The sequence below is a fragment of the Pseudomonas sp. 29 genome, assembly GCF_002754355.1.
GTDB classification, from domain to species: domain Bacteria; phylum Pseudomonadota; class Gammaproteobacteria; order Pseudomonadales; family Pseudomonadaceae; genus Aquipseudomonas; species Aquipseudomonas neuropathica.
Genome location: NZ_PEEY01000001.1, coordinates 4720605 through 4746393, shown reverse-complemented (window position 1 = coordinate 4746393; position 25789 = coordinate 4720605). Strand labels below are relative to the sequence as shown.

Sequence of the window (25789 nt, the reverse complement as noted above, 5' to 3'; positions counted from 1 at the left end):
CTACTGCTCTGGTTATAGCCATGACGCGGGTTGAAGCCCGCGCCACAGCCTCTACGGTGCAGCGGTTACAGCAGCTGAATCACACGCCGCTCGAAAGCAGCATGTTACGGATGTGACCGATGGCCTTAGTCGGGTTCAGGCCTTTCGGACATACGTTGACGCAGTTCATGATGCCCCGGCAGCGGAAGACGCTGAACGGGTCATCGAGCGAAGCCAGACGCTCGGATGTCTTGGTGTCACGGCTGTCTGCCAGGAAGCGATAAGCTTGCAGCAGCGCAGCTGGACCCAGGAACTTGTCCGGGTTCCACCAGAAGGACGGGCAAGAGGTCGAGCAGCAAGCGCACAGGATGCACTCGTACAGACCGTCGAGTTTTTCACGCTCTTCTGGCGACTGCAGACGCTCGATGGCCGGAGCCGGCGTGTCGTTCTGCAGGTAAGGCTTCACCTTCTCGTATTGCTTGTAGAAGATGCTCATATCGACGACCAGGTCACGGATAACCGGCAAACCTGGCAGCGGACGAACGATCAGCTTGTTACCTTTTACAACGGCGGACAGCGGCGTGATGCACGCCAGACCGTTTTTACCGTTGATGTTCATGCCGTCGGAGCCGCAGACGCCTTCACGGCAAGAGCGACGATAGGAGAAACCCTCGTCCTGCTCTTTGATCAGGGCCAGCACGTCCAGCACCATCAGGTCTTTACCACCGGTATCGACCTGGAATTCCTGCATGAACGGCGCAGCGTCCTGATCAGGGTTGTAGCGATAAACACTGACATTCAACATGGCGGTCACCCTTAATAAGTCCGGACTTTAGGTTCGAAAGTCGGAACAGTCTTCGGCGAGAAGTTCACGGCACGCTTGGTGACGCGCTTGTCACCCGGGAAGTACAGGGTGTGGCACAGCCAGTTTTCGTCATCACGATCTTCAAAGTCTTCACGGGCGTGAGCACCGCGGGACTCTTTACGTACTTCGGCCGCGATGGCGGTAGCTTCAGCCACTTCCAGCAGGTTTTGCAGTTCCAGCGCTTCGATACGTGCAGTGTTGAACGCCTGCGACTTATCGTTGATCTTCACGTTGGCGATACGCTTGCGCAGATCGGCCAGCTGGGCAATACCCTTCTGCATGTATTCGCCAGTACGGAATACACCGAAGTAGTTCTGCATGCAGCTCTGCAGCTCGCGACGCAGGGTAGCGACGTCTTCGCCGTCAGTACGGCTATTCAGTGCGTTCAGGCGCGACAGGGCAGCTTCGATATCGGCTTCGGTAGCGTCGTCGTATTCGATGCCGTCGGTCAGGGCTTTTTCCAGGTGCAGGCCGGCAGCGCGGCCGAATACCACCAGGTCGAGCAGCGAGTTGCCGCCCAGACGGTTGGCACCGTGAACCGATACGCAAGCCACTTCACCTACCGCGAACAGACCAGGAATGATCTGATCCACGCCATCGGCGTTCTGGGTGATCGCCTGACCATGGATGTTGGTGGCAACGCCGCCCATCATATAGTGGCAAGTCGGAACAACCGGAACCGGCGCAACAACCGGGTCAACGTGGGCGAAAGTCTTCGACAGTTCGCAGATGCCTGGCAGACGGCTGTGCAGCACTTCCTCGCCCAGGTGGTCGAGTTTGAGCATCACGTGGTCGCCATTCGGACCGCAACCGTTGCCGGCGATGATTTCTTTAACCATCGAGCGAGCAACCACGTCACGACCGGCAAGGTCTTTGGCATTCGGAGCATAACGCTCCATGAAACGCTCGCCGTGCTTGTTGATCAGGTAACCACCTTCACCACGGCAACCTTCTGTAACCAGTACACCGGCACCGGCGATGCCGGTCGGGTGGAACTGCCACATTTCGATGTCTTGTACCGGTACGCCAGCACGCAGAGCCATGCCGACGCCGTCACCGGTGTTGATCAGGGCGTTGGTGGTGGAAGCGTAGATACGACCTGCACCGCCGGTAGCCAATACGGTGGCTTTGGCGCGGATGTAGGAAGTTTCGCCAGTTTCGATGCAGATCGCGATCACACCGACGAAATCGCCTTCCTGGTTCTTCACCAGGTCGACAGCGTAGTACTCGTTCAGGAACGTGGTACCGGCTTTCAGGTTGCCCTGATAAAGGGTGTGCAGCAGGGCGTGACCGGTACGGTCGGAAGCCGCGCAAGTACGCGCAGCCTGGCCGCCTTTACCGTAGTCCTTGGACTGACCACCGAACGGACGCTGGTAGATACGGCCTTGTTCGGTACGCGAGAACGGCAGACCCATGTGGTCCAGCTCGAAAACCGCGGCCGGGCCTTCCTGACACATGTATTCGATAGCGTCCTGGTCACCGATGTAGTCGGAGCCCTTGACGGTATCGTACATGTGCCAGCGCCAGTCATCGTTCGGGTCAGCAGACGCGATCGCGCACGTGATGCCGCCTTGAGCGGATACAGTGTGCGAACGGGTCGGGAAAACCTTGGTGATCACGGCAGTCTTGTGACCACCCTGCGCCAGTTGCAGCGCAGCGCGCATGCCGGCACCGCCACCACCAATAATGATGGCGTCGAAAGAAATCGTTGGAATGTTAGCCATGACTCAGATACCCCAGAGAATCTGCACACCCCAGACGAAGTAAGCGAACATCGCAACGCCGCATACTGCCTGGAAAAGGAAACGTATCGCCGTTGCGGACTTGCCGAACGCCATCGGCGTCAGGTAGTCAGTCGCGATGGTCCACATGCCGACCCAGGCGTGAGCGCCCAGAGCAACAAGGGCCAGGAGGCTGAAAATACGCATCCCGTTGTGGGCGAACAGTTCATGCCACTGGGCATACTCGAGGCCAGGGTGGGCCACGACGTATCCGATCAGAAAGATGAAGTAAGCCGCGAGAACGACCGCAGACACACGTTGCGCCATCCAGTCATAGAGGCCCGAACGCGACAGGTTCGTGACGTTAGTTACCATATCCAAACTCCTGCCAGAACGATTACCACCACGGAAACGGCGATAACGATTTTCGAGCCCAGCTTGCCGCCTTCCAGCGTCTCACCGATGCCCATGTCCATGATCAAATGGCGCACACCGGCTACCAGGTGATACAGCAGAGCGGACAGGATGCCCCAAATCACTAGCTTGGCTAGCGGACTGGTCAGACACGCTTTCACCTGACCGAAGCCTTCCTCGGAGCTGAGCGACTTGTCCAATGCATAAAGCATGATGGCAAGGCACACGAAGAGGATGACACCGGAGATACGGTGAAGAATGGACGTGTAAGCAGTGACTGGGAGTTTGATGGTCCTTAGGTCTAGGTTTACAGGTCGTTGGCTTTTCACGGCTTTTTTTTCACACTGAAGAGCCCCTAACAATCAGGGCAAAGTTGTTGGGGAGTGCACTGGTCAGGTAACCACCACCCAGGGATGCGACCCCCAATGAAAGCAAGCCCAAAAGCCCTTGGCGGTCGGTGGCCGAGTATAGACAGTTAGGCTACTAATGACAACGCAATCACCTACCCCAAATAGCTGATTGCACAAGTCGTATAAAAGGCGTAAATGGCAGTCAATTTCGAGGAAAAAGTGCGCTTAAAGCCTTCTGGAGCAAGACTTTAGGCAAATTGACATTCGAATTTATCTCACTATAGTGGTGCGGGCCCTGCGTGGGGGGTCTGTCTGATGGTTCAAGCATAAATAGGAGGCCACATGGCTGACAAAAAAGCGCAGTTGATCATCGAGGGCGCAGCCCCCGTCGAGCTGCCCATTTTAACCGGCACCGTTGGTCCCGATGTAATCGATGTTCGGGGCCTGACGGCCACGGGCCGCTTCACTTTCGACCCAGGCTTCATGTCGACCGCCTCGTGCGAGTCGAAGATCACCTATATCGACGGCGACAACGGCATTCTGTTGCACCGCGGCTACCCGATCGAACAACTGGCTGAAAAGTCGGACTACCTGGAAACCTGCTACCTGCTGCTCAACGGCGAACTGCCGACTGCAGAACAGAAGGCCCAGTTCGTCAGCACCGTGAAAAACCACACAATGGTTCACGAGCAGTTGAAAACCTTCTTCAACGGTTTCCGTCGCGACGCCCACCCGATGGCCGTCATGTGCGGTGTAGTCGGCGCCCTCTCGGCCTTCTACCACGACTCCCTGGACATCAATAACCCGCAGCATCGCGAAATCTCCGCGATCCGTCTGGTTGCCAAGATGCCGACCCTGGCAGCGATGGTTTACAAGTACTCCATGGGCCAACCCATGATGTACCCGCGCAACGACCTGACGTACGCGGAAAACTTCCTGCACATGATGTTCAACACCCCGTGCGAGATCAAACCGATCAGCCCGGTGCTCGCCAAGGCCATGGACCGGATCTTCATCCTCCACGCCGACCACGAGCAGAACGCTTCGACCTCCACCGTGCGTCTGGCAGGTTCTTCGGGTGCCAACCCGTTCGCTTGTATCGCCGCCGGTATCGCCGCACTGTGGGGCCCTGCCCACGGCGGTGCGAACGAAGCCGTATTGACCATGCTTGACGAGATTGGCGATGTTTCGAACATCGACAAGTTCATCGCCAAGGCCAAGGATAAGAACGATTCGTTCAAACTGATGGGCTTCGGTCACCGCGTTTACAAGAACCGCGACCCTCGCGCGACTGTGATGAAGCAGACCTGCGACGAAGTACTGAAAGAACTGGGCATCAACAACGATCCGCAACTCGAACTGGCCATGCGCCTGGAAGAGATCGCGTTGACTGACCCGTACTTCATCGAGCGCTCGCTGTACCCGAACGTCGACTTCTATTCGGGGATCATCCTCAAGGCGATCGGCATTCCGACCAGCATGTTCACCGTGATTTTCGCGCTGGCGCGTACTGTTGGCTGGATCTCCCACTGGAAAGAAATGCTCTCCAGCCCGTACAAGATTGGCCGTCCGCGCCAGTTGTACACCGGCTACGAGTCGCGTGACATTACCAAGCTGGAAGACCGCAAATAAGATTTGTCTTGCGATAACGTCTTAAGTTGTATCGGGAACGGCCTCTATTTATATAGGGGCCGTTTTTGTTTGTCTGGGATTTGGGGCTTTGGGATTGGGATTGGGATTGGGGGCATATCCGTTGCTGCGGGTGTTGCCGCTGGCGGTTTCGCTCTTACAGCGAGTCCCTTTTTCAAACGCCAAAAAGGAACCAAAAGGCTTTGCCCCGGCGTACGGCACTTCGCTGAGGCTCAGTGTTCCCTCGCTACGGTGTCCATCCGGGGGCATCGCCTACGGTTTGCTTCGCTGCACCTCCTCTCGATGTGTTCGACTTCGTCGAACGGCGCTGCGCGCCTAACCCCCGGATGAACACCTACGCTCGGCCTGCCGATGGGGCAAAAGATCAAAAACCAAAGCCAAAGCCAAAGCAAGATCACAAGCCAGATCAAGAGCCCCTCACCCTAGCCCTCTCCCGGAGGGAGAGGGGACTGACCGAGGTGTTTGGGAGAGGTACGCCGACGTGCAATACCGCGTTGAACTAAGGCTCTGAAAAGCAAACGAATCGGCCCATCACCCTCCCTGAGAGAGAGGGGACTAACTGAGGTATTTGAGAGAGCTACGCCGACTTGCGATACCGCGTTGAACTCAGGCTCTAAAAAGCAAACAAATCAGCCCCATTTCCTTCCACTACCGGAGGGAGAGGTGACTGATTGAGGTGTTTGGGAAAGCTTCGCCGACGTGCGATACCGCGTCGAACTTAGATTCTGAAAAGCCCACAAATTGGCTCCCTCTCCCTCGGGAGAGGGCTGGGGTGAGGGGCGAATCCAACACAAAACCACAGCCGACCGCGCTGTGTTCTTCACCACTCAACAGGATGAGCGTTAGCTCGGCTGCAGCTCTTGATCTGTAAGGCGACGTCGGAAGGCTGAGTGGAGGGATTGATCCGGACGGGGGAGCGCAGCGACCGTTTGGCGCAGCCAAACACAGCGAGAGGAGGTGCAGCGAAGCAAATCGTAGGCGCTGCGCCCGGATCGATCCCGCAGCGAAGGAACCCCGAGCCCCGGCGAGCGGGCCGCACGTAGGAGCAAGCGTTTTTTTGCTTACTTTTTTTAGGCGTTTGTAAAAAAAGTGAGTCGCCGTAAGGGCGAAACCCTAATCAGCCGTTACCGCAGCAACGGATATGTACACAGCTCTAGCCGATAACCGCCCAATAAAAATGCCCCGATCTCTCAACCGGGGCATTCAGCACAACATTTACAAAACCATCAAACCATCAATGCGAAACCGCCCCACTCGCCCCCAACCCAGTCTGCGAACGCACAAACTGCGGGAAGAACAGCGCCCGCTCGTTATCCGCAGCCGTCGACTTGTCAGTAATCGAGAAGAACCAGATCCCGACAAAAGCAATGATCATCGAAAACAACGCCGGATACTCGTAAGGGAAGATTGCCTTCTCATGATGCAGAATCTGCACCCAGATGGTCGGGCCAAGGATCATCAAGCCCACCGCACTCACCAGACCCAACCAGCCACCAATCATCGCGCCCCGAGTGGTCAGCTTCTTCCAGTACATCGAAAGCAACAGCACCGGGAAGTTACAGCTGGCAGCGATCGAGAACGCCAAGCCCACCATGAACGCAATGTTCTGGCTTTCGAACAAGATACCCAAGCCAATAGCCAGAATACCCAGCGCAACCGTGGTGATCTTCGAAACGCGAATCTCATCCTTGTCGTTAGCCTTGCCCTTCTTGATCACGCTGGCATACAGATCGTGAGAGACCGCCGAAGCACCGGCCAGGGTCAGACCCGCCACTACCGCCAGAATGGTCGCAAACGCTACAGCCGAGATAAAGCCCAGGAAAATACTGCCGCCCACCGCGTCAGCCAGGTGCACCGCCGCCATGTTATTGCCGCCGAGCAGAGCGCCCGCCGCATCTTTGAAGGCCGGGTTGGTGCTGACCAGCAGGATCGCGCCGAAGCCGATGATGAACGTCAGGATGTAGAAGTAACCAATGAAGCCAGTGGCGTAGAGCACGCTCTTGCGCGCTTCTTTGGCGTCACTCACGGTGAAGAAACGCATCAGAATGTGCGGCAGGCCAGCGGTACCGAACATCAGTGCCAGGCCGAGGGAGAACGCCGATACCGGATCTTTCACCAAACCGCCCGGGCTCATGATCGCCTCACCTTTCGGGTGAACCTTGATCGCCTCGGAGAACAGCATGTTGAAGTCGAAGTTGACGTGCTTCATCACCATCAGCGCCATGAACGAGGCACCGGACAGCAGCAGCACCGCCTTGATGATCTGCACCCAGGTGGTCGCCAGCATGCCGCCGAACAGCACGTACATGCACATCAGGATACCGACCAGAATCACCGCCACGTAGTAGTCGAGACCGAACAGCAGCTGGATCAGCTTGCCGGCACCAACCATTTGCGCGATCAGGTAGAACGCCACCACCACCAGCGAGCCGCAGGCCGATAGCGTGCGGATCTGGGTTTGCCCGAGGCGGTAGGACGCCACGTCGGCAAAGGTGTATTTCCCCAGGTTACGCAGACGCTCGGCGATCAGGAACAGAATGATCGGCCAGCCCACCAGGAAGCCGATCGAGTAGATCAGGCCATCGTAGCCGGAGGTGAACACCAGCGCGGAAATCCCCAGGAAGGACGCCGCGGACATGTAGTCACCGGCAATCGCGAGACCGTTCTGGAAACCGGTGATTTTGCCGCCCGCCGCGTAGTAGTCGGCAGCCGACTTGTTACGCTTGGACGCCCAGTAAGTGATGCACAGAGTCGCACCGACGAACACCACGAACATGGCAATCGCCGCGACATTGAGCGGTTGTTTGTGAACTTCACCGGTCAGGGCGTCAGCGGCCCAGACCGCAGGCGCGAACGCCGAGATGCTCAGAAGAGCCAGTAGACGCCGGATCATTGCTGAGCCTCCTTGAGAATCGCATTGTTCAGGTCGTCAAACTCGCCATTGGCGCGGCGCACATAGATACCGGTCAGGACGAAGGCCGAGACAATCAGACCGACACCGATCGGAATGCCCCAGGTAATCGAAGATTCAGGACTGAGTTTCGCCCCGAGCACTTGCGGCCCGTAAGCGATCAACAGAATGAATGCGGAGTACAGCCCGAGCATGATTGCCGAGAGAATCCAGGCGAATCGTTCCCTTTTCTGAACCAGCTCCTTGAATCGGGGACTGTTTTGAATCGAGAGGTAAATGCTGTCGTTCATTGTTTTTATCCTCGCAGCACAGATTATTGTTGGAACATAGCTAATGTATGCGGCTGCGAGCGCGGTAACAGACGACCTTAGTAGTAGAACGCCATGACACTTTTGCCAATTTCCGGTACACACAAAACAACTGTGGGAGCGAGCTTGCTCGCGAAGGCGTCGGATCAGTCGATATTTGCATCAACTGACAGATCGCATTCGCGAGCAGGCTCGCTCCCACAGGGTTAGGCGGTGTGGCGGTTATTTGGTCCAGTCAGCCACGCGATCCGGGTGTTTGGCCACCCAATCCTTGGCCGCGGCTTCAGGTTTGGCACCGTCCTGAATCGCCAGCATGACTTCGCCGATTTCGTCTTTCGACGCCCACTGGAAGTTCTTCAGGAACTTGGCCACTTCCGGCGCCTTGGTTGCCAGCTCTTTGCTGCCGATGCTGTTCACGGTTTCAGCTGCGCCATACACGCCTTTCGGGTCGTCGAGGAAGCGCAGTTTCCACTTGGCGAACATCCAGTGCGGCACCCAACCCGTGACGGCGATGGATTCGTTTTTCTTCTCGGCACGGGTCAGCTCGGCAATCATGCCGGCGCCGGAACTGGCTTTGAGGCTGTATTTGTCGAGGCCGTAATCCTTGATCGCCTGATCGGTCTTGAGCATTACGCCTGACCCGGCATCGATGCCGACAATGCGATTCTTGAAGGTGTCATCGGTTTTCAGGTCTTCGATCGACTTGGCTTTTACATACTCCGGCACGATCAAGCCGATTTTCGCATCCTTGAAGTTCGGGCCGTAATCGACGACCAGATCCTTGTTTTTCGTCCAGTATTCGCCGTGGGTCACGGGCAGCCAGGCCGAGAGCATGGCGTCGAGTTTGCCGGTGGCTACGCCCTGCCACATGATCCCGGTGGCGACGGCTTGCAGTTTCACGTCGTAGCCGAGTTTCTGCTTGATCACTTCGGCCGCTACGTGGGTGGTCGCAACGCTGTCGGACCAGCCGTCAACGTAACCGATGTTCAGGGTCTGTTTTTCTGCGCTGGCGAAAGTGGAACTCATCGCAAGCACCAAAGCAGCACTTGCGCCTAAAAGTCGTCGCATCTTCATCGTTACTTCCCCGAAATGCTGCGCCCGACGGATGACGGGCGGCGTCAACGTATTGTTATGGTGCACGGCGCCCCCATCACGCCTGACCGCAAACTCGTTCGTCGTCAGCGGAGTACTGACGCTTTCGATCATCAACCTGACGCCCGCAGCGACCTGCTCTGTCAGCGACCTCAAGGCAACGAGAAACGACATCAGAAGGCCATTAATCGCGGCTATATAAATGACGCCAAATAATCCGCCCGAACTTTGCATGTCAAAATCATGCGGGCCACCAACCCCTCTATAAATGCAGGTAACATGCGTCGCTTTGCAGCCACTCGGCCTGACCATGTCCGCGACCTCCCGCTTCCCTTTTCTGCCTTATCTCTTCGCCTGCCTGCTGGGGCTGTTTGCCCTCGGCGGCTTCTGGTACGGCCTCGGCCAACCAGTGATCCTGCCCGACGCCGCGACCCCGACGCATAAATTGCAGTGCGCCTCCTACACCCCGTTCGATAAAGACCAATCGCCGTTCGACGTGCCGTTCAAACTGCGCCCGGAGCGCATGGACGCCGACCTCGCATTGCTGGCGACACGCTTTGAGTGCATACGCACTTACTCGATGACGGGCCTGGAAGCGCTGCCGGATCTGGCGCGCAAACACGGCTTGAAATTGATGATCGGCGCGTGGGTCAACAGCAACCCGGTGGACACCGAAAAGGAAGTCGACCTGCTGATCAAATCGGCCAACGCCAACGCGGATGTGGTCAGTGCAGTGATCGTCGGCAACGAGGCGCTGCTGCGCAAGGAAGTCACCGGCGCGCAACTGGCCCGATTGATCAACAAGGTCAAAAGTCAGGTCAAGCAACCGGTCACGTACGCCGATGTCTGGGAGTTCTGGCTCAAGCATCCTGAAGTCGCGCCAGCGGTGGACTTTCTGACAATTCATTTGCTGCCGTACTGGGAAGATGATCCGTCGAACATCGATGTCGCCCTGCAGCATGTGGCGGATGTGCGCCAGGTGTTCGGTAATAAATTCGCACCGAAAGACGTGATGATCGGCGAAACCGGCTGGCCGAGCGAAGGCCGTCAGCGCGAAACCGCCCTGCCGAGTCGGGTCAATGAGGCCAAATTCATTCGTGGTTTTGTCGCGATGGCCGAGAAGGAAGGCTGGCATTACAACCTGATCGAAGCCTTCGACCAGCCGTGGAAGCGCGGCAGTGAAGGCGCAGTCGGTGGCTATTGGGGCTTGTTCGATGCCGACCGTCACGACAAGGGCGTGCTGGCCGGGCCGGTGACCAACGTCCCCTATTGGAAGGAATGGCTGGCGGTCGGTGGTTTGATTTTTCTTGGCACGCTGATCCTTGGCGGTCGCGTCCGCACTACGCGCTCAGCGCTGGTGTTGCCGCTGCTGGGCGCCCTCGCCGCTTGCTCGATTGGCGCCTGGGGTGATCTCGCACGGGTAACCACGCGGTTTGCCAGTGAGTGGTTGTGGGTCGGCTTGCTGACGGTGTTGAATCTGTTGGTTCTGGCACACGCGGCGTTGACGCTGAGCACGCGGACTGGCTGGCGTGAGCGGGCGTTCAATCTATTGGAGCGCCGCGCGGGCTGGCTGGTCGCGGCAGCAGGCTTTGCCGCAGCGGTGATGATGCTGGAGATGGTCTTCGATCCGCGTTATCGCAGCTTTGCGAGCATGGCGTTTGTGCTGCCGGCGCTGGTTTATCTGTGCCGTCCGGTCAGTGTGCCGCGTCGCGAGATTGCGTTGCTGACGTTTATTGTCGGCACGGGGATTGCGCCGCAGTTGTATCAGGAAGGCCTGCAGAATCAGCAGGCGTGGGGTTGGGCGTTGGTGAGTGTGTTGATGGTGGCTGCTTTGTGGCGCTGCCTTCGCGTTCGCAAGGTCTGATTTTCAGCGAGGCTAAAGACCTCTTCGCGAGCAAGCTCGCTCCCACAGGAGAATGCATTCCAAATGTGGGAGCGAGCTTGCTCGCGAAGACTGACTGTCAGGCGCTGCGGGACTCGCGGACCAGACGCAACCCGGCAATCACCAACGCAAACACCGCCAACGTGGTGTTGTACAACGCCAGCGCCGGCGCCCCGAATACCAGTGCCAGCACCGCCAGCCACCACCCTGCCCGCCCCGGCAATACAAACCCGATCAACGCCGCACCCAGCGCCGTCCAGCCCAACACCTTGAAATGAATCATCCAGCCCAGGTTCGAGCGCACCTGACATTCCCAGCGACTGGCCTCATCCACGCAGATGCCCACCCACTTTCCGTCTTCCATAAAGCCATAACGCGCGCCATAACTGGCGGCCAGCCACAACGGCAACAGAACGAGCAGCAAAATCACGGGCAAACGGCGGGACATGAAACACTCCAATCTTCGGAAATCGGCGGCCAGCTTAATCTGCCGCCAGCCGTGTGCAAGAACTAACAACTGTTAACTGTTCATTGAGGGCGTGCAAAGTGTATCGTCCAGCTACTATTACTCCGAATTCTGCCTGTTTGGTGCCGCAGCATGGCACTTTGGCGCAACCCCGGTGGTCATAGCCTGCGAACTTCATTCGGCACCTTCCTCTAAGGGATCTAGTCATGCTCCGTTCCTTGCGCTTCGCCGCGCTGTTCAGCGGCCTTATTTTGAGTGCGTCCGCACTGGCGGTGGATATCGATGCCGCCAGTTATGGCTACCCCCTGACCAACCCGTTCGAGGCGACCATCGCCACGACGCCGCCGGACTTGCGCCCGGAATTGCCGCTGGACGACGACATCAATCAGTCGGACCGCAGCCTGACGTTGCGCCCGGAGCGAGAGTTCATCCTGCCGGACAACTTCTGGGCGGTGAAAAAACTCACCTATCGCATCGCCACCCAGGACAAACCGGCACCGCTGATCTTCCTGATCGCCGGCACCGGCGCGCGTTATGACAGCACCCTCAACGAATACCTGAAAAAGCTCTACTACAAGGCCGGCTACCACGTCGTGCAATTGTCGTCGCCGACCAGTTTCGACTTCATCAGCGCCGCCTCGCGCTTCGCGACCCCGGGCGTGACCAAGGAAGACGCCGAAGACATGTATCGGGTGATGCAGGCCGTGCGCGCGCAGAACCCGAAACTGCCGGTGACCGAGTACTACCTGACCGGTTACAGCCTCGGCGCCCTTGATGCCGCCTTCGTAGCGCATCTGGACGAGACGCGCCGCAGCTTCAACTTCAAGAAAGTCCTGCTGCTCAATCCGCCGGTCAACCTCTACACCTCGGTGACCAACCTCGACAAGTTGGTGCAAACCGAGGTGAAAGGCATCAACAACAGCACCACGTTCTATGAACTGGTGCTGTCGAAGTTGACCCGCTACTTCCAGCAGAAAGGCTACATCGACCTCAACGATGCGCTGCTCTACGACTTCCAGCAGTCCAAGCAGCACCTGACCAACGAACAGATGGCGATGCTGATCGGCACCTCGTTCCGCTTCTCAGCGGCCGACATTGCCTTCACCTCGGATCTGATCAACCGTCGCGGCCTGATCACCCCGCCGAAATTCCCGATCACCGAAGGCACCAGCCTCACGCCGTTCCTCAAGCGTGCGCTGCAGTGCGACTTCGACTGCTACCTGACCGAACAGGTGATCCCGATGTGGCGTGCGCGCACTGACGGCGGCAGCCTGCTGCAACTGATCGATCAGGTCAGTCTGTATGCGCTGAAGGATTACCTGCATGACAGCCCGAAAATCGCCGTGATGCACAACGCCGACGACGTGATCCTCGGCCCGGGCGATCTCGGTTTCCTGCGTAAAACGTTCGGTGATCGTCTGACCGTTTATCCACTGGGCGGCCATTGCGGCAACCTTAACTACCGCGTCAACAGCGACGCCATGCTGGAGTTCTTCCGTGGCTAAATATCTCCTGCTGATGGCAGCGCTCCTCTGCGCAGGCGTGGCCCAGGCCGACAACAGTAAAGCCAACGCGCCGGTCGTCGTCGACAGCGACGGCTTCAAAGAGCCGCTGTCCAAACTCAAGTTCAACCCGGGGCTGGATCAGCGCGAGTTCGAGCGTTCGACGCTCAACGCGCTGAACGTCTACGACCCGCTGGAGTCGTGGAACCGTCGGGTTTACCACTTCAACTACCGCTTCGACCAATGGGTGTTCCTGCCGGTGGTCGATGGCTATCGCTACATCACGCCGAGTTTTGTGCGTACCGGGGTAAGCAACTTCTTCAACAACCTCGGTGACGTGCCGAACCTGGTCAACAGCCTGTTGCAGTTCAAAGGTCAGCGCTCGATGGAAACCACCGCGCGCCTGCTGCTCAACACCACCATCGGCATTGCCGGCCTTTGGGACCCAGCGACCGCCATGGGCCTGCCGCGCCAGAGCGAAGACTTCGGCCAGACCCTGGGCTTCTACGGTGTACCGGGCGGCGCCTACTTCGTGTTGCCAATCCTCGGCCCGTCGAACATCCGCGACACCGCCGGTCTTGCTGTGGATTACACCGCCGAATCAGCGATCAACTTCCTCAACGTCTCGGAAGTCAGCTCCAACCACCCGGAAATCTGGGCCCTGCGCGCGGTCGACAAGCGCTACCAGACCAGCTTCCGCTACGGCCAGATGAACTCGCCGTTCGAGTACGAGAAGGTGCGTTACGTGTATACCGAAGCGCGTAAGTTGCAGATCGCCGAGTAAAAACGGCAGGCACAAAAAAGGGCCATTCAATGAAAATTGAATGGCCCTTTTTATTGGGACAACACAAATCAACTGTAGGAGTGAGCCTGCTCGCGATAGCGGTGTACCAGCCACCATTTGCAGTGCTGACACACCGCTATCGCGAGCAGGCTCACTCCTACAAAGGGTTTTGTGTTGAATGTCAGTTTTTCAGGGCTTTCCAGATTTTGCCGACAACGGAAACCACCGCCAACACCACAGCACCAGCGATGATCCCCGCCACGCCATTGAGCAACATCGGCACCGCAAACCCGGCACTACCGGCCGCGGCGCCAACGCCTTCAATCCAGTCATGCACGACCGGCACGCCATGGGTGAGGATGCCGCCGCCGACCAGGAACATCGCCGCCGTGCCGACCACCGACAGGGTTTTCATCATGTACGGCGCGGCACTGAGAATGGCGCTGCCGATTTTCTTCGCCAACTGCCCAGGCTTTTGCGTCAGCCACAAGCCGAGGTCGTCGAGTTTGACGATGCCCGCCACCAGTCCATACACGCCCACCGTCATCACAATCGCGATACCGGACATGACGATCACTTGCTGAGTCAGCGAAGCAGTAGCCACGGTGCCCAGGGTGATCGCGATGATTTCTGCGGAGAGGATAAAGTCAGTGCGGATCGCGCCTTTGATCTTGTCTTTCTCGTAGGCCACCAGATCGGTCGCCGGATCGGCTACCGCCTCAGTCAGTTGCGCATGTTCGACCTCGTCTTCAGCCTTGCTGTGCAGAAACTTGTGCGCAAGCTTCTCAAAACCCTCAAAGCACAGATACGCACCGCCGACCATCAACAATGGCGTCACCAGCCACGGCACGAACGCACTGATCGCCAGCGCCGATGGCACCAGAATCAGTTTGTTGACGAAAGAACCCTTGGCCACGGCCCAGACCACGGGGATTTCCCGTTCGGCACGTACGCCGGAGACCTGCTGGGCGTTGAGCGCCAGATCATCGCCGAGTACGCCGGCGGTCTTCTTGGCGGCCATTTTGCTCATCAACGCCACGTCATCCAGCACAGTGGCAATATCGTCGACCAGCACCAGCAAACTGCTTCCTGCCATGAATCCTGTTTCCTTTTATGTATGAATGGTGCGAAGCATAACGCGACCACAGACCACACGGGGCATTCTTGAGCGCCGCGCGAGGCCGGTGCTACCATGCGCAACCGCCAGAACAGGCAAGGAACCACCGGGTTTATGAGCACAATCCGCGAGCGCAACAAAGAACTGATCCTGCGTGCCGCCAGTGAGGAGTTTGCCGACAAGGGCTTCGCTGCGACCAAAACCAGCGACATCGCCGCCAAGGCGGGATTGCCCAAGCCCAATGTCTACTACTACTTCAAGTCCAAGGAGAACCTCTACCGCGAGGTTCTGGAAAGCATCATCGTGCCGATTTTGCAGGCCTCGACCCCGTTCAATCCGGACGGCGTACCGAGCGAAGTGCTGAGCGGCTACATCCGCTCGAAAATCCGCATCTCCCGCGACCTGCCCTTCGCCTCGAAAGTATTCGCCAGCGAAATCATGCACGGCGCCCCACACCTCAGCGCCGACCTGGTCGAGCAACTCAACGGCCAGGCCAAGCACAACATCGATTGCATCCAGAGCTGGATCGACCGCGGGCAAATTGCCCCGATCGACCCTAATCACCTGATGTTCAGCATCTGGGCCGCGACCCAGACCTACGCCGACTTCGACTGGCAGATTTCTGCGGTGACCGGCAAGGACAAGCTGGACGAGGCAGATTATGAAGCGGCGGCGCAGACGATTATCCGGCTGGTGTTGAAGGGGTGTGAGCCGGATCAGTAAGACCGCGGTGACCGCTTCGCGAGCAAGCTCGCTCCCACAGGGATTCGTGAACGCCACAGATCCAATGTGGGAGCGAACTTGCTCGCGAATGGAGCGACTCGGTTAGCCTGTCAGACCCACATCGCATCCCACAGGGGATAGTCGCCAAACTTCTGCACTAAACCTGCCCGCAATGGGTTGGCCACGACATAACGCGCCATTTTCACCAAATCGTCTTCCCGCCTCAGCGCACGGTCATGAAATCCCTGCTGCCACAAACTGCCTTTTCTATCCGCAGCCATATTCACAGCCCGCGCGCTCAAGGATTTGGTCCGTTGCATCAGGTCACTCAAGGAACCTCGCTTCAAATCGATCAACCAATGAAAGTGGTCAGGCATAACCACCCACGCCAAAGAGTCGGCAAAGCCCTGCTCTTGGGCGCGTCGAAATTGGTCAACGACCAACCTGCCCAACGCAAAATCGTGGAAAACAGGTTCGCGATATAGGGTATTGGCAGTCAGCAGATAAATTCGGTTGGGCTCGTCGTAACGACCAAAGCGCAAGCGATGTGAAGCGGACAGTTTCGGCATTCCTTTGCCCCTTTCAAGAGATGACCTGAAAGGTTAGATCTGTACACGGGGAGGAAGCGTCAAGACTGTTAGCCAGATGTGTCCGTTGAATCGCCTTCGCGAGCAAGCTCGCTCCCACAGGGGATTTGAGGTGTTCACACTTTATGTGACAGAACACAAACCTGTGGGAGCGAGCTTGCTCGCGAAGACTTCAGTTCAGACGCTAAAGATCAAGCAGCCACCCCCGCATCCGCCCTCAACTCCAACGCCTCCACCGCCCTGATCGCCACCTGCTCATCAATATCCGACAAATCCCCGCTGATGCCGATCGCGCCCAGCACATTCCCCGCCTGATCCCGAATCAACACACCGCCCGGTGCCGGCACGACGCTGCCTTGGCCCATGCTGTTGAGTGCGGCAATAAACGCCGGGCGTTGTTGTGCATCCAGTGCCAGCAGGCGTGAGCCTTTACCCAGGGCAATCGCCCCCCAGGCTTTGCCGATGGCGATGTTCGGACGTAGCAGGCTGGCGCCGTCTTCGCGTTGCAGGGTGATCAGGTGGCCGCCGGTATCGAGTACCGCGATGGTCAGCGGCGCGGCGTTGATGCCGCGCCCTGCAGTGATGGCTTGGTTGACCAGGTTGACTGCGACTTTCAAGGTTAAAGCGCTCATGGTGCCGTCCTCATTTTGTTATAGGGAAAGTCGTGGGCCTGCGGTTTTCTGCCGCAGCCCGATGCAACAAATAGAACACAATGAATTATTTTTTTGTATACAATAATTCTCGAAAAGCGCCACATGCGACGAAAAGCCACAGTCAGAAAGGCTTCCGACGAATGAAACAGGCGCTTGAGAAAATGGATTGACCTGCGCCGTCCGCCGTGAATACACTCTGCGCAAAGCCACTTGTATACAATTACAAAACGTAAAGAGGCACAAAACCATGAGCAAAATGAGAGCAATCGAAGCCGCCGTTCTGGTGATGCGCCGTGAAGGGGTTGATACCGCTTTTGGCATCCCGGGCGCTGCCATCAACCCGCTGTACTCCGCCTTGCAGAAGGTCGGTGGCATCGATCACGTCCTTGCTCGCCACGTTGAAGGCGCCTCGCACATGGCCGAGGGCTACACCCGCACCAAGGCCGGCAACATCGGCGTGTGCATCGGTACTTCCGGCCCTGCCGGTACCGACATGGTCACCGGGCTCTACAGCGCCTCGGCCGACTCGATTCCAATCCTCTGCATTACCGGCCAGGCACCCCGCGCCCGTATGCACAAGGAAGACTTCCAGGCTGTCGACATCACCAGCATCGTCAAGCCAGTCACCAAGTGGGCGACCACTGTCCTGGAACCGGGCCAAGTGCCTTACGCGTTCCAGAAAGCGTTCTTTGAAATGCGCTCCGGCCGTCCTGGCCCGGTGCTGATCGACCTGCCGTTCGACGTGCAGATGGCCGAGATCGAATTCGACATCGACGCCTACCAGCCGCTACCGCTGGCCAAACCGACTGCGACCCGCGTTCAGGTCGAGAAGGCTTTGGCTTTGCTGGATCAGGCTGAGCGTCCATTGCTGGTGGCCGGCGGCGGCATCATCAACGCCGACGCCAGCGATCTGCTGGTTGAATTCGCTGAGCTGACCGGCATCCCGGTGATCCCGACCCTGATGGGCTGGGGCACTATCCCGGACGATCACCCGCTGATGGTGGGCATGGTTGGCCTGCAGACTTCGCACCGTTACGGCAACGCGACCATGCTGAAATCCGACGTGGTGTTGGGTATCGGTAACCGTTGGGCCAACCGTCACACCGGTTCGGTTGACGTTTACACCGAAGGTCGCAAGTTCATTCACGTCGACATCGAAGGCACGCAGATCGGTCGTGTGTTCACGCCGGATCTGGGCATCGTTTCCGACGCCGCTGCAGCACTGACCGTGTTCATCGAAGTGGCGCGTGAGTGGCAAGCCGCCGGCAAGCTGAAAAACCGCAGTCCCTGGCTGCAAGACTGCCAGCAGCGTAAAGCCAGCCTGCATCGCAAGACCCACTTCGACAACGTGCCGGTGAAACCACAGCGCGTTTACGAAGAAATGAACCAGGTGTTCGGCAAGGACACCTGCTACGTCAGCACCATTGGTCTGTCGCAGATTGCCGGCGCGCAGTTCCTGCACGTCTACAAGCCGCGTCACTGGATCAACTGTGGCCAGGCCGGCCCGTTGGGCTGGACCATTCCGGCAGCGCTGGGCGTGGTGAAGGCCGATCCGAGCCGGAAAGTCGTGGCCCTGTCGGGGGACTATGACTTCCAGTTCATGATCGAAGAACTGGCGGTCGGCGCTCAGTTCAAACTGCCGTACATCCACGTCGTGGTGAACAACTCGTACCTGGGTCTGATCCGTCAGGCGCAGCGCGGGTTCGAAATGGACTACTGCGTGCAGCTGTCCTTCGATAACCTGAACGCGCCGGAACTCAACGGTTACGGTGTTGACCACGTCGCAGTGGCTGAAGGCCTCGGCTGTAAAGCGCTGCGTGTATTCGAGCCCTCGGAAATCGCCCCTGCCCTGCGCAAGGCCGAACAGATGATCGAAGAGTTCAAGGTGCCGGTGATCGTCGAGATCATTCTGGAGCGTGTGACCAACATCTCCATGGGCACCGAGATCAACGCCGTCAACGAATTCGAAGACCTGGCGCTGGTCGGCAACGATGCGCCAACGGCGATTTCGCTGCTTGATTAACTGCTGACCGCTCTCCCTGTGGGAGCGAGCCTGCTCGCGAAGACTGCTTCATATCCAACACGGATGTTGGCTGACAGACCGCTTTCGCGAGCAGGCTCGCTCCCACACGGAGAACCTCACAAGATTTACGGGAGACCACCATGCCGCGTTTCGCAGCCAACCTGTCCATGCTGTTCACCGAACAGGATTTCCTTGCCCGTTTCGACGCCGCCGCCAAGGCTGGTTTCAGCGGCGTTGAATACCTGTTCCCGTACGACTTCAGCTCTGCCGAAATCAAGGCCAAGCTCGACGCCAACGGTCTGACCCAAGTGCTGTTCAACCTGCCGGCCGGTGACTGGGCCAAGGGCGAGCGCGGTATCGCGTGCCTGCCGGATCGGGTTGAAGAGTTCCGCGCCGGTGTCGATCTGGCGATTGCCTACGCGCAAGTGCTGGGCAACACCCAGATCAACTGCCTGGCCGGTATTCGTCCGCAAGGCGTTGACGATGCCACCGTGGAAAAGACCTTCGTCGCCAACCTGAAATACGCCGCCGACAAGCTGCAGGCAGCGGGCATCAAACTGGTGATGGAAGCGATCAACACCCGCGACATTCCGGGTTTCTACCTGAACAACACAGCGCAAGCCCTGTCGATTCGCGAGCAGGTCGGCAGCGCCAATCTGTTCCTGCAATACGACATCTATCACATGCAAATCATGGAAGGCGATCTGGCCCGCACCCTGCAATCGCACCTGGGCGAGATCAACCATGTGCAGCTCGCGGACAACCCGGGGCGCAACGAACCAGGCACCGGTGAAATCAACTACCGCTTCCTGTTCGAACACCTCGATCGCATCGGTTATCAGGGTTGGGTGGGTTGCGAGTACAAGCCGCTGACCACCACCGAAGCAGGCCTCGGCTGGCTGAAAACCCATAACGCAATCTGACGCAGATCCCCTGTAGGAGTGAGCCTGCTCGCGATGAATTCACCTCGGTACACCTGATGTACCTCAGCGCCTGAATCGCGAGCAGGCTCACTCCTACATAAAGGCAACAGCTTCCCCCTATTTGCTTGAGCAAGACAAAAACAAGAGGATTTTCTCATGGCTAAAATCGGATTTATCGGCACCGGCATCATGGGCCACCCAATGGCTTCGAACCTGCAGAAAGCCGGTCACAGCCTGTTCCTGTCCGCGCACCACGACGCCGCCCCGGCCGACCTGGTCGCCGCTGGCGCCGTCGCCCTGGCCAACCCGCGCGAAGTGGCGCAGGAGGCTGAATTCATCATCGTCATGGTCCCGGATACCCCGCAGGTCGACGACGTACTGTTCCGCGCCGACGGCGTTGCCGCCGGCCTGAGCAAAGGCAAAATCGTTATCGACATGAGCTCGATCTCGCCGACCGCGACCAAGGCGTTCGCCGCCAAGATCAACGAGAAAGGCGCGCAGTACCTCGACGCACCGGTGTCCGGTGGTGAAGTCGGCGCCAAAGCCGCGACTCTGAGCATCATGATCGGTGGCGACGCCGATGCCTTCGAACGCGCTCTGCCGCTGTTCCAGGCCATGGGCAAGAACATCACTCTGGTCGGTGGCAATGGCGACGGTCAGACCGCCAAAGTCGCCAACCAGATCATCGTCGCCCTGAACATTCAGGCCGTCGCTGAAGCCCTGCTGTTCGCTTCGAAAAACGGTGCCGATCCAGCCAAGGTGCGTGAAGCACTGATGGGCGGTTTCGCCTCCTCGAAGATTCTTGAAGTGCACGGCGAGCGCATGATCAAAGGCACTTTCGATCCAGGCTTCCGCATCAGCCTGCACCAGAAGGATCTGAACCTGGCCCTGCAAGGCGCCAAGGAGCTGAACATCAACCTGCCGAACACCGCCAACGCCCAGCAAGTGTTCAGCACCTGCGCGGCCATCGGTGGCAGCAACTGGGACCACTCGGCGCTGATCAAGGGTCTGGAGCACATGGCCAACTTCTCGATTCGCGACAACAAATAAGCCACTGCCCCACCGCTTAAACCTGTGGGAGCGAGCTTGCTCGCGAAGAGGGCGTGTCAGTCGACATGGATATTGACTGATCCACCGCTTTCGCGAGCAAGCTCGCTCCCACAGGGATCTCTACCGCCCTTTCGAATAACAAGAATTCCGGGAGCCCGCCATGTCGGTCGATCCGCAACAACTGCTGCGCGAGCTGTTTACCACAGCCATCGACGCGGCCCATCCGAACCAGGTCCTCGAAGCCCATCTGCCTGCTGATCGCAGCGGTCGGGTGATCGTCATCGGTGCCGGCAAAGCCGCTGCTGCCATGGCACAAGTGGTCGAGCGCTGCTGGGAAGGTGACGTGTCTGGCCTGGTGGTGACCCGTTACGGTCACGGCGCCCCGTGCGAAAAAATCGAAGTGGTCGAAGCCGCGCATCCGGTACCGGACGCCGCCGGTCTGGCCGTGGCCAAACGCGTGCTGGAACTGGTCAGCAACCTGACCGAAGACGACCGCGTGATCTTCCTGCTCTCCGGTGGTGGCTCTGCCCTGCTGGCGCTGCCGGCCGAAGGTATCACCCTCGCTGACAAGCAGTCGATCAACAAAGCCCTGCTCAAATCCGGCGCAACCATCGGCGAGATGAACTGCGTGCGCAAGCACCTCTCGGCGATCAAGGGCGGGCGTCTGGGCAAGGCCTGCTGGCCTGCCACTGTTTATACCTACGCGATTTCCGATGTACCGGGCGACCTCGCCACGGTCATCGCTTCCGGCCCGACCGTGGCCGATCCAAGCACCTCCGCCGAAGCGCTGGCGATCATCAAACGCTACGGCATCGAGATTCCGGTTTCGGTACGCACCTGGCTGCAAAGCCCTGAGTCGGAAACCGTCAAACCCGGTGATCCAAGCCTGGCACGCAGCCACTTCCAGTTGATCGCCCGTCCTCAGCAATCGCTGGACGCTGCGGCGGTGAAATGCCGTCAGGCCGGTTTCAGCACGCTGATCCTCGGCGACCTCGAAGGCGAATCGCGCGAAGTGGCAAAGGTCCACGCCGGCATCGCCCGCCAGATCATCCATCACGGCCAGCCATTGGCGGCACCGTGCGTGATTCTCTCCGGCGGCGAAACCACCGTGACCGTGCGCGGCAATGGCCGTGGCGGGCGCAACGCCGAGTTCCTCCTTAGCCTCACCGACAGCCTCAAAGGCCAGCCCGGGGTTTACGCCTTGGCCGGTGACACCGACGGCATCGACGGCTCGGAAGACAACGCCGGCGCAATCATGACCCCGGACAGCTACGCCCGCGCCGCCGGTCTTGGCCTGAGCGCCAGCGACGAGCTGGATAACAACAACGGCTACGGCTATTTCGCGGCGCTCGATGCGTTGATCGTCACCGAGCCGACCCGCACCAACGTCAACGACTTCCGCGCCATTCTGATCCTTGAGAGCTGCAAATCATGACGCCTGATAAAAAGGTCAAAATCCTCGCCACCCTCGGGCCTGCTGTCGATGGCATCGAAGACATCCGTGAACTGGTCGAAGCCGGGGTCAACATCTTCCGCCTGAACTTCAGCCACGGTGATCACGCCGACCACGCCAAGCGCTATCAGTGGATCCGCGAAGTCGAGCGCCAGCTCAACTATCCGCTGGGCATTCTGATGGACTTGCAGGGACCGAAACTGCGCGTCGGCAAGTTCGCCGACGGCAAGGTGCAGTTACATCGCGGTCAGGCGTTCCGCCTGGATCTGGACGCGACACCGGGCGATGAGCGTCGAGTGAATCTGCCGCATCCGGAGATCATTGCCGCGCTGGAAGCCGGCATGGATCTACTGCTCGACGACGGCAAACTGCGTCTGCGTGTGGTCACCAAATACGCTGACGCGATCGACACCACCGTGCTCAACGGCGGCGAGTTGTCGGATCGCAAAGGCGTCAACGTGCCGCAAGCAGTGCTCGACCTCAGCCCACTGACTGCCAAGGATCGTCGTGACTTGAGCTTCGGTCTGGAACTGGGTGTGGACTGGGTCGCGCTGTCGTTTGTGCAACGCCCGCAGGACATCGTCGAAGCCCGCGCGCTGATCGGCGACAAAGCCTTTTTGATGGCGAAAATCGAGAAGCCTTCGGCCGTTGAGCAACTGCGCGAAATCGCTGAACTGAGCGACGCGATCATGGTGGCGCGTGGCGACCTCGGCGTCGAAGTGCCGGCCGAAAGCGTGCCGCAGATTCAGAAGAACATCATCACCACCTGCCGCGAACTCGGCAAACCGGTGGTGGTGGCGACGCAGATGCTTGAGTCGATGCGCTTCTCCCCTGCCCCGACCCGCGCCGAAGTGACTGACGTTGCCAACGCCGTGGCCGAAGGCGCCGATGCGGTGATGCTGTCGGCGGAAACCGCGTCCGGTGAATACCCGCTCGAAGCGGTGCAGATGATGAGCAAGATCATTCGCCAGGTGGAAAACGGTCCGGACTATCAGACCCAGCTCGACGTCAGCCGGCCGAAAGCTGAAGCGACCGTTTCCGATGCGATCAGCTGCGCGATTCGTCGTATCAGCAACGTGCTGCCGGTGGCGGTGCTGGTCAACTACAGCGAGTCCGGTGCGTCGAGTTTGCGTGCAGCGCGGGAACGGCCGAAAGCGCCGATCCTCAACCTGACGCCGAACCTGCAGACCGCACGGCGTTTGAGCGTGGCGTGGGGCATTCATTCGGTGGTCAACGATCGCCTGCGTCAGGTCGATGAAGTTTGCTCCACCGCGCTGGAAATCGCCCAGGCGCAGGGTATGGCCGAGCGTGGCGACACGCTGCTGATCACTGCGGGGGTGCCGTTCGGGCAGCCAGGGTCGACCAACTCGCTGCGGATTGAAACGTTGATTTAAGCCCCCCACCATGATCGTTCCCACACTCTGCGTGGGAATGCGGCCCGGGACGCTCTGCGTCCCAAGAGCAGACGCAGAGCGTCCTTTGAGGCATTCCCACGCAGAGCGTGGGAACGATCAGTATCGAATGACCTGCCATGCCTGCCAATCACTTCAACACCCACTGCCCCGACTGGGCCGAGGCTTTGCTCAACGGTTTCAGTCAAATATTCCTTCAGCGCCATCCGCTGTGCGGCTTGCTATGCCTGTTGGCGATCCTGCTGACAGCACCGGTGCTGTTCGCCGGTGCGCTGCTCGGTGCCGTCGCCGGTTTGCTCACCGCGCAACGGCGCAACTACGCCAAGGCTGATCGCCAGGCTGGACTGTTCAGCTACAACGGTGTGCTGCTCGGCCTGCTGCTGAGCCTGTATTTCCCATGGTCGCCGCTGCTGCCGCCGCTGATTCTCGCAGCCGGCGGACTGAGCGCGATGGCCACGCAGCAATGGCTCAAACATGTGTACCGCAGCCGCTCGATTCCGGCCTACACCTCGCCGTTCGTGGCGCTGAGCTGGATCCTGCTGTTGTTCGCCGAACCGTCGGCGCCCATGACGCACATCGAGATGAACCCGCTGAACCTGCTCGCCGCCGAACTGCGTGGTTTGGGCCAGGTGATGTTCCTTGGTCATCCACTGGCCGGCGCGTTGATCGCCATCGGCTTGCTGATCGCTGATCGCCGTGCATTCTGCTGGGCGCTGCTGGCGTCGGCGATCGGCCTCGGCTCCAGTCTGCTGCACCACGAAACCAGTGCTGCACTGTTAGGCCTCGGCAGCTACAACGCCGTACTCGCCGCCCTCGCCTTTTCCGCGCAACGCCAACAACCGTGGCTGCCGCTAGTCGGTATCGTGTTAGCGTTGCTGGTTACACCGTTGTTTGCAGCGGTGGGGCTCGCCACGTTGACCGCGCCGTTCATCCTCGCCGGCTGGCTGATCCGCGCCGGGATTCAGATGCTCGGCAAAACCGTCGTCGAGCGTGCGCCTTGCGCTCACAGGGAGAATCAACCTAGGCTGCGCTGATCTTCGATTCAGGCGTTATCCATGGACAGCAGCAACAGTTGGCGCGAACGGCTTTACGTGATGATTTTCCAGAGTGACACCCTCGCCGGGCGTCGCTTTGACGGCATCCTGCTGTTGATCATCCTCGCCAGTCTGGTGATCGTGATGCTCGACAGTATCGACAGCATTCACCAGAACTATGCGGCCGTGCTGGCCTACATCGAGTGGGGCTTCACGATCATCTTTCTCGGCGAGTACATCCTGCGCCTGTACTGCTCACCGAAGCCGTTGCGCTACGCCTTCAGCTTTTACGGGCTGGTGGATTTGCTGGCGATCGTGCCGGGCATCCTCGCTCTGTATTACAGCGATGCGCAGTACCTGCTGATTATCCGGATCATTCGGATGCTGCGGATTTTCCGTGTGCTCAAGCTCAGCCCGTACCTCAAGCAAGCCAACTACTTGATGTCGGCGCTGCGTGGCAGCAAGCAGAAAATCGTCGTGTTTTTGGTCAGCGTCTGCACGCTGGTGACGGTGTTCGGCACCTTGATGTACGTGATCGAAGGCCCGGAGCATGGCTTCACCAGCATTCCCAAAGGCATCTATTGGGCGATCGTCACGCTGACCACCGTGGGCTTCGGCGACATCGTGCCGAAGACGCCGCTGGGCCAGGTGATTTCGTCGCTGGTGATGATCACCGGTTACTCGATCATCGCCGTGCCGACGGGGATTTTCACCGCAGAACTGGCCAACGCCATGCGCGGCGAACAGCTGCAACACGACTGCCCGGTGTGCAAGAAAAACAGCCATGAACACGGCGCCGCGTTCTGCTCGCGATGTGGCAATGCACTGTTCAAGAAACTGGAATAAGCAAAGAGCTTTTTAATCTTTAAACGACTATGCGCGCGCCGTTA

The 25789-nt window shown here is 58.9% G+C and carries 23 protein-coding genes; 12 read left to right on the top strand and 11 right to left on the bottom strand.

Features of this window, described 5'->3' with window-relative positions:
• Window positions 1-79 precede the first annotated feature (79 nt).
• The 4 genes from CLU80_RS22050 to sdhC are packed head-to-tail and all read right to left on the bottom strand — an operon-like array spanning window position 80 to window position 3308.
• Entirely contained in the window at window positions 80-784 is a 705-nt protein-coding gene (locus CLU80_RS22050; protein WP_093440161.1) for a succinate dehydrogenase iron-sulfur subunit, read from the bottom strand.
• Between the two features lie 11 nt (window positions 785-795).
• Entirely contained in the window at window positions 796-2568 is a 1773-nt protein-coding gene (gene sdhA, locus CLU80_RS22045; protein WP_099758391.1) for a succinate dehydrogenase flavoprotein subunit, read from the bottom strand.
• Window positions 2569-2571: 3 nt separating this feature from the next.
• Window positions 2572-2940: a succinate dehydrogenase, hydrophobic membrane anchor protein gene (gene sdhD, locus CLU80_RS22040; RefSeq protein ID WP_003222999.1), complete on the bottom strand. Its 369-nt coding sequence runs from the start codon at window positions 2938-2940 to the stop codon at window positions 2572-2574.
• Window positions 2934-3308 (bottom strand): succinate dehydrogenase, cytochrome b556 subunit, encoded by a 375-nt coding sequence (sdhC, locus tag CLU80_RS22035; RefSeq protein WP_016773673.1) that lies wholly within the window; start codon window positions 3306-3308, stop codon window positions 2934-2936. Before sdhC ends, sdhD begins: the two co-directional genes overlap by 7 nt.
• 363 nt (window positions 3309-3671) lie before the next feature.
• Here sdhC and gltA point away from each other — a divergent pair, with 363 nt between their 5' ends.
• Entirely contained in the window at window positions 3672-4961 is a 1290-nt protein-coding gene (gene gltA / locus CLU80_RS22030) for a citrate synthase (protein WP_039763648.1), read from the top strand.
• Window positions 4962-6213: 1252 nt separating this feature from the next.
• Here gltA and CLU80_RS22025 read toward each other — a convergent pair.
• The 3 genes from CLU80_RS22025 to CLU80_RS22015 all read right to left on the bottom strand — a co-directional run bounded on the left by CLU80_RS22025 (window position 6214) and on the right by CLU80_RS22015 (window position 9272).
• Window positions 6214-7872: a cation acetate symporter gene (locus CLU80_RS22025; RefSeq protein ID WP_093439909.1), complete on the bottom strand. Its 1659-nt coding sequence runs from the start codon at window positions 7870-7872 to the stop codon at window positions 6214-6216.
• Window positions 7869-8180 (bottom strand): DUF485 domain-containing protein, encoded by a 312-nt coding sequence (locus CLU80_RS22020; RefSeq protein ID WP_093439905.1) that lies wholly within the window; start codon window positions 8178-8180, stop codon window positions 7869-7871. The genes CLU80_RS22025 and CLU80_RS22020 overlap by 4 nt, the downstream gene beginning before the upstream one ends.
• A gap of 240 nt (window positions 8181-8420) precedes the next feature.
• Window positions 8421-9272, bottom strand: a complete 852-nt coding sequence (locus tag CLU80_RS22015; RefSeq protein WP_034151546.1) for a glycine betaine ABC transporter substrate-binding protein — start codon at window positions 9270-9272, stop codon at window positions 8421-8423.
• A 286-nt stretch (window positions 9273-9558) separates the two neighbouring features.
• Between CLU80_RS22015 and CLU80_RS22010 the strand changes: the two genes are divergently transcribed.
• Entirely contained in the window at window positions 9559-11154 is a 1596-nt protein-coding gene (locus CLU80_RS22010; protein WP_099758390.1) for a glycoside hydrolase family 17 protein, read from the top strand.
• 97 nt (window positions 11155-11251) lie between these two features.
• Here CLU80_RS22010 and CLU80_RS22005 read toward each other — a convergent pair whose 3' ends face one another.
• Entirely contained in the window at window positions 11252-11620 is a 369-nt protein-coding gene (locus CLU80_RS22005; RefSeq protein ID WP_099758389.1) for a hypothetical protein, read from the bottom strand.
• A gap of 224 nt (window positions 11621-11844) precedes the next feature.
• On the opposite strand from CLU80_RS22005, the gene mlaY reads away from it, so the two are divergent.
• Window positions 11845-13143 (top strand): lipid asymmetry maintenance lipase MlaY, encoded by a 1299-nt coding sequence (mlaY, locus tag CLU80_RS22000; RefSeq protein WP_099758388.1) that lies wholly within the window; start codon window positions 11845-11847, stop codon window positions 13141-13143.
• The gene (locus CLU80_RS21995) at window positions 13136-13924 is read left to right on the top strand and encodes an MlaA family lipoprotein (RefSeq protein ID WP_034151542.1); all 789 of its coding nucleotides are present in this window, start codon (window positions 13136-13138) and stop codon (window positions 13922-13924) included. Before mlaY ends, CLU80_RS21995 begins: the two co-directional genes overlap by 8 nt.
• 181 nt (window positions 13925-14105) lie before the next feature.
• Here CLU80_RS21995 and CLU80_RS21985 read toward each other — a convergent pair whose 3' ends face one another.
• Window positions 14106-15020 carry a DUF808 domain-containing protein gene (locus CLU80_RS21985; protein ID WP_099758387.1) on the bottom strand — a complete coding sequence of 305 codons (915 nt, stop codon included), beginning with the start codon at window positions 15018-15020 and terminating at the stop codon, window positions 14106-14108.
• A 135-nt stretch (window positions 15021-15155) separates the two neighbouring features.
• Between CLU80_RS21985 and CLU80_RS21980 the strand changes: the two genes are divergently transcribed.
• A complete protein-coding gene (locus CLU80_RS21980; protein ID WP_008083515.1) occupies window positions 15156-15764 on the top strand; it encodes a TetR/AcrR family transcriptional regulator in 609 nt (202 codons plus the stop codon).
• 110 nt (window positions 15765-15874) lie between these two features.
• On the opposite strand, the gene CLU80_RS21975 is transcribed toward CLU80_RS21980, so the two are convergent.
• Entirely contained in the window at window positions 15875-16333 is a 459-nt protein-coding gene (locus CLU80_RS21975) for an REP-associated tyrosine transposase (protein ID WP_093439884.1), read from the bottom strand.
• A 209-nt stretch (window positions 16334-16542) separates the two neighbouring features.
• Window positions 16543-16983: a GlcG/HbpS family heme-binding protein gene (locus tag CLU80_RS21970; RefSeq protein ID WP_095050212.1), complete on the bottom strand. Its 441-nt coding sequence runs from the start codon at window positions 16981-16983 to the stop codon at window positions 16543-16545.
• Window positions 16984-17251: 268 nt separating this feature from the next.
• Here CLU80_RS21970 and gcl point away from each other — a divergent pair, with 268 nt between their 5' ends.
• The 7 genes from gcl to CLU80_RS21935 all read left to right on the top strand — a co-directional run bounded on the left by gcl (window position 17252) and on the right by CLU80_RS21935 (window position 25745).
• Window positions 17252-19027 (top strand): glyoxylate carboligase, encoded by a 1776-nt coding sequence (gcl, locus tag CLU80_RS21965; protein WP_099758386.1) that lies wholly within the window; start codon window positions 17252-17254, stop codon window positions 19025-19027.
• A gap of 140 nt (window positions 19028-19167) precedes the next feature.
• Window positions 19168-19950 carry a hydroxypyruvate isomerase gene (hyi, locus tag CLU80_RS21960; RefSeq protein ID WP_077571696.1) on the top strand — a complete coding sequence of 261 codons (783 nt, stop codon included), beginning with the start codon at window positions 19168-19170 and terminating at the stop codon, window positions 19948-19950.
• Between the two features lie 156 nt (window positions 19951-20106).
• Window positions 20107-21000 carry a 2-hydroxy-3-oxopropionate reductase gene (locus tag CLU80_RS21955; RefSeq protein ID WP_007919937.1) on the top strand — a complete coding sequence of 298 codons (894 nt, stop codon included), beginning with the start codon at window positions 20107-20109 and terminating at the stop codon, window positions 20998-21000.
• A gap of 160 nt (window positions 21001-21160) precedes the next feature.
• Window positions 21161-22435, top strand: a complete 1275-nt coding sequence (locus CLU80_RS21950; RefSeq protein ID WP_099758385.1) for a glycerate kinase type-2 family protein — start codon at window positions 21161-21163, stop codon at window positions 22433-22435.
• Complete coding sequence (gene pyk, locus CLU80_RS21945; RefSeq protein ID WP_099758384.1) at window positions 22432-23847, top strand: pyruvate kinase; 1416 nt, start codon at window positions 22432-22434, stop codon at window positions 23845-23847. Before CLU80_RS21950 ends, pyk begins: the two co-directional genes overlap by 4 nt.
• A 137-nt stretch (window positions 23848-23984) precedes the next feature.
• Window positions 23985-24899, top strand: coding sequence for an urea transporter (locus tag CLU80_RS21940; protein ID WP_099758383.1), 915 nt, complete (start codon window positions 23985-23987; stop codon window positions 24897-24899).
• 21 nt (window positions 24900-24920) lie between these two features.
• Entirely contained in the window at window positions 24921-25745 is an 825-nt protein-coding gene (locus CLU80_RS21935; protein ID WP_099758382.1) for an ion transporter, read from the top strand.
• The last annotated feature ends 44 nt before the right edge of the window (window positions 25746-25789 follow it).

What these genes read in the sequence shown, in the direction of transcription:
- CLU80_RS22050 (WP_093440161.1), bottom strand. Translation starts at nt 784, where the DNA reads ATGTTGAATGTCAGTGTTTATCGCTACAACCCTGATCAGGACGCTGCG.
- sdhA (WP_099758391.1), bottom strand. Translation starts at nt 2,568, where the DNA reads ATGGCTAACATTCCAACGATTTCTTTCGACGCCATCATTATTGGTGGT.
- sdhD (WP_003222999.1), bottom strand. Translation starts at nt 2,940, where the DNA reads ATGGTAACTAACGTCACGAACCTGTCGCGTTCGGGCCTCTATGACTGG.
- gltA (WP_039763648.1), top strand. Translation starts at nt 3,672, where the DNA reads ATGGCTGACAAAAAAGCGCAGTTGATCATCGAGGGCGCAGCCCCCGTC.
- CLU80_RS22025 (WP_093439909.1), bottom strand. Translation starts at nt 7,872, where the DNA reads ATGATCCGGCGTCTACTGGCTCTTCTGAGCATCTCGGCGTTCGCGCCT.
- CLU80_RS22020 (WP_093439905.1), bottom strand. Translation starts at nt 8,180, where the DNA reads ATGAACGACAGCATTTACCTCTCGATTCAAAACAGTCCCCGATTCAAG.
- CLU80_RS22015 (WP_034151546.1), bottom strand. Translation starts at nt 9,272, where the DNA reads ATGAAGATGCGACGACTTTTAGGCGCAAGTGCTGCTTTGGTGCTTGCG.
- CLU80_RS22010 (WP_099758390.1), top strand. Translation starts at nt 9,559, where the DNA reads ATGCAGGTAACATGCGTCGCTTTGCAGCCACTCGGCCTGACCATGTCC.
- CLU80_RS22005 (WP_099758389.1), bottom strand. Translation starts at nt 11,620, where the DNA reads ATGTCCCGCCGTTTGCCCGTGATTTTGCTGCTCGTTCTGTTGCCGTTG.
- mlaY (WP_099758388.1), top strand. Translation starts at nt 11,845, where the DNA reads ATGCTCCGTTCCTTGCGCTTCGCCGCGCTGTTCAGCGGCCTTATTTTG.
- CLU80_RS21985 (WP_099758387.1), bottom strand. Translation starts at nt 15,020, where the DNA reads ATGGCAGGAAGCAGTTTGCTGGTGCTGGTCGACGATATTGCCACTGTG.
- CLU80_RS21980 (WP_008083515.1), top strand. Translation starts at nt 15,156, where the DNA reads ATGAGCACAATCCGCGAGCGCAACAAAGAACTGATCCTGCGTGCCGCC.
- CLU80_RS21975 (WP_093439884.1), bottom strand. Translation starts at nt 16,333, where the DNA reads ATGCCGAAACTGTCCGCTTCACATCGCTTGCGCTTTGGTCGTTACGAC.
- CLU80_RS21970 (WP_095050212.1), bottom strand. Translation starts at nt 16,983, where the DNA reads ATGAGCGCTTTAACCTTGAAAGTCGCAGTCAACCTGGTCAACCAAGCC.
- gcl (WP_099758386.1), top strand. Translation starts at nt 17,252, where the DNA reads ATGAGCAAAATGAGAGCAATCGAAGCCGCCGTTCTGGTGATGCGCCGT.
- hyi (WP_077571696.1), top strand. Translation starts at nt 19,168, where the DNA reads ATGCCGCGTTTCGCAGCCAACCTGTCCATGCTGTTCACCGAACAGGAT.
- CLU80_RS21955 (WP_007919937.1), top strand. Translation starts at nt 20,107, where the DNA reads ATGGCTAAAATCGGATTTATCGGCACCGGCATCATGGGCCACCCAATG.
- CLU80_RS21950 (WP_099758385.1), top strand. Translation starts at nt 21,161, where the DNA reads ATGTCGGTCGATCCGCAACAACTGCTGCGCGAGCTGTTTACCACAGCC.
- pyk (WP_099758384.1), top strand. Translation starts at nt 22,432, where the DNA reads ATGACGCCTGATAAAAAGGTCAAAATCCTCGCCACCCTCGGGCCTGCT.
- CLU80_RS21940 (WP_099758383.1), top strand. Translation starts at nt 23,985, where the DNA reads ATGCCTGCCAATCACTTCAACACCCACTGCCCCGACTGGGCCGAGGCT.
- CLU80_RS21935 (WP_099758382.1), top strand. Translation starts at nt 24,921, where the DNA reads ATGGACAGCAGCAACAGTTGGCGCGAACGGCTTTACGTGATGATTTTC.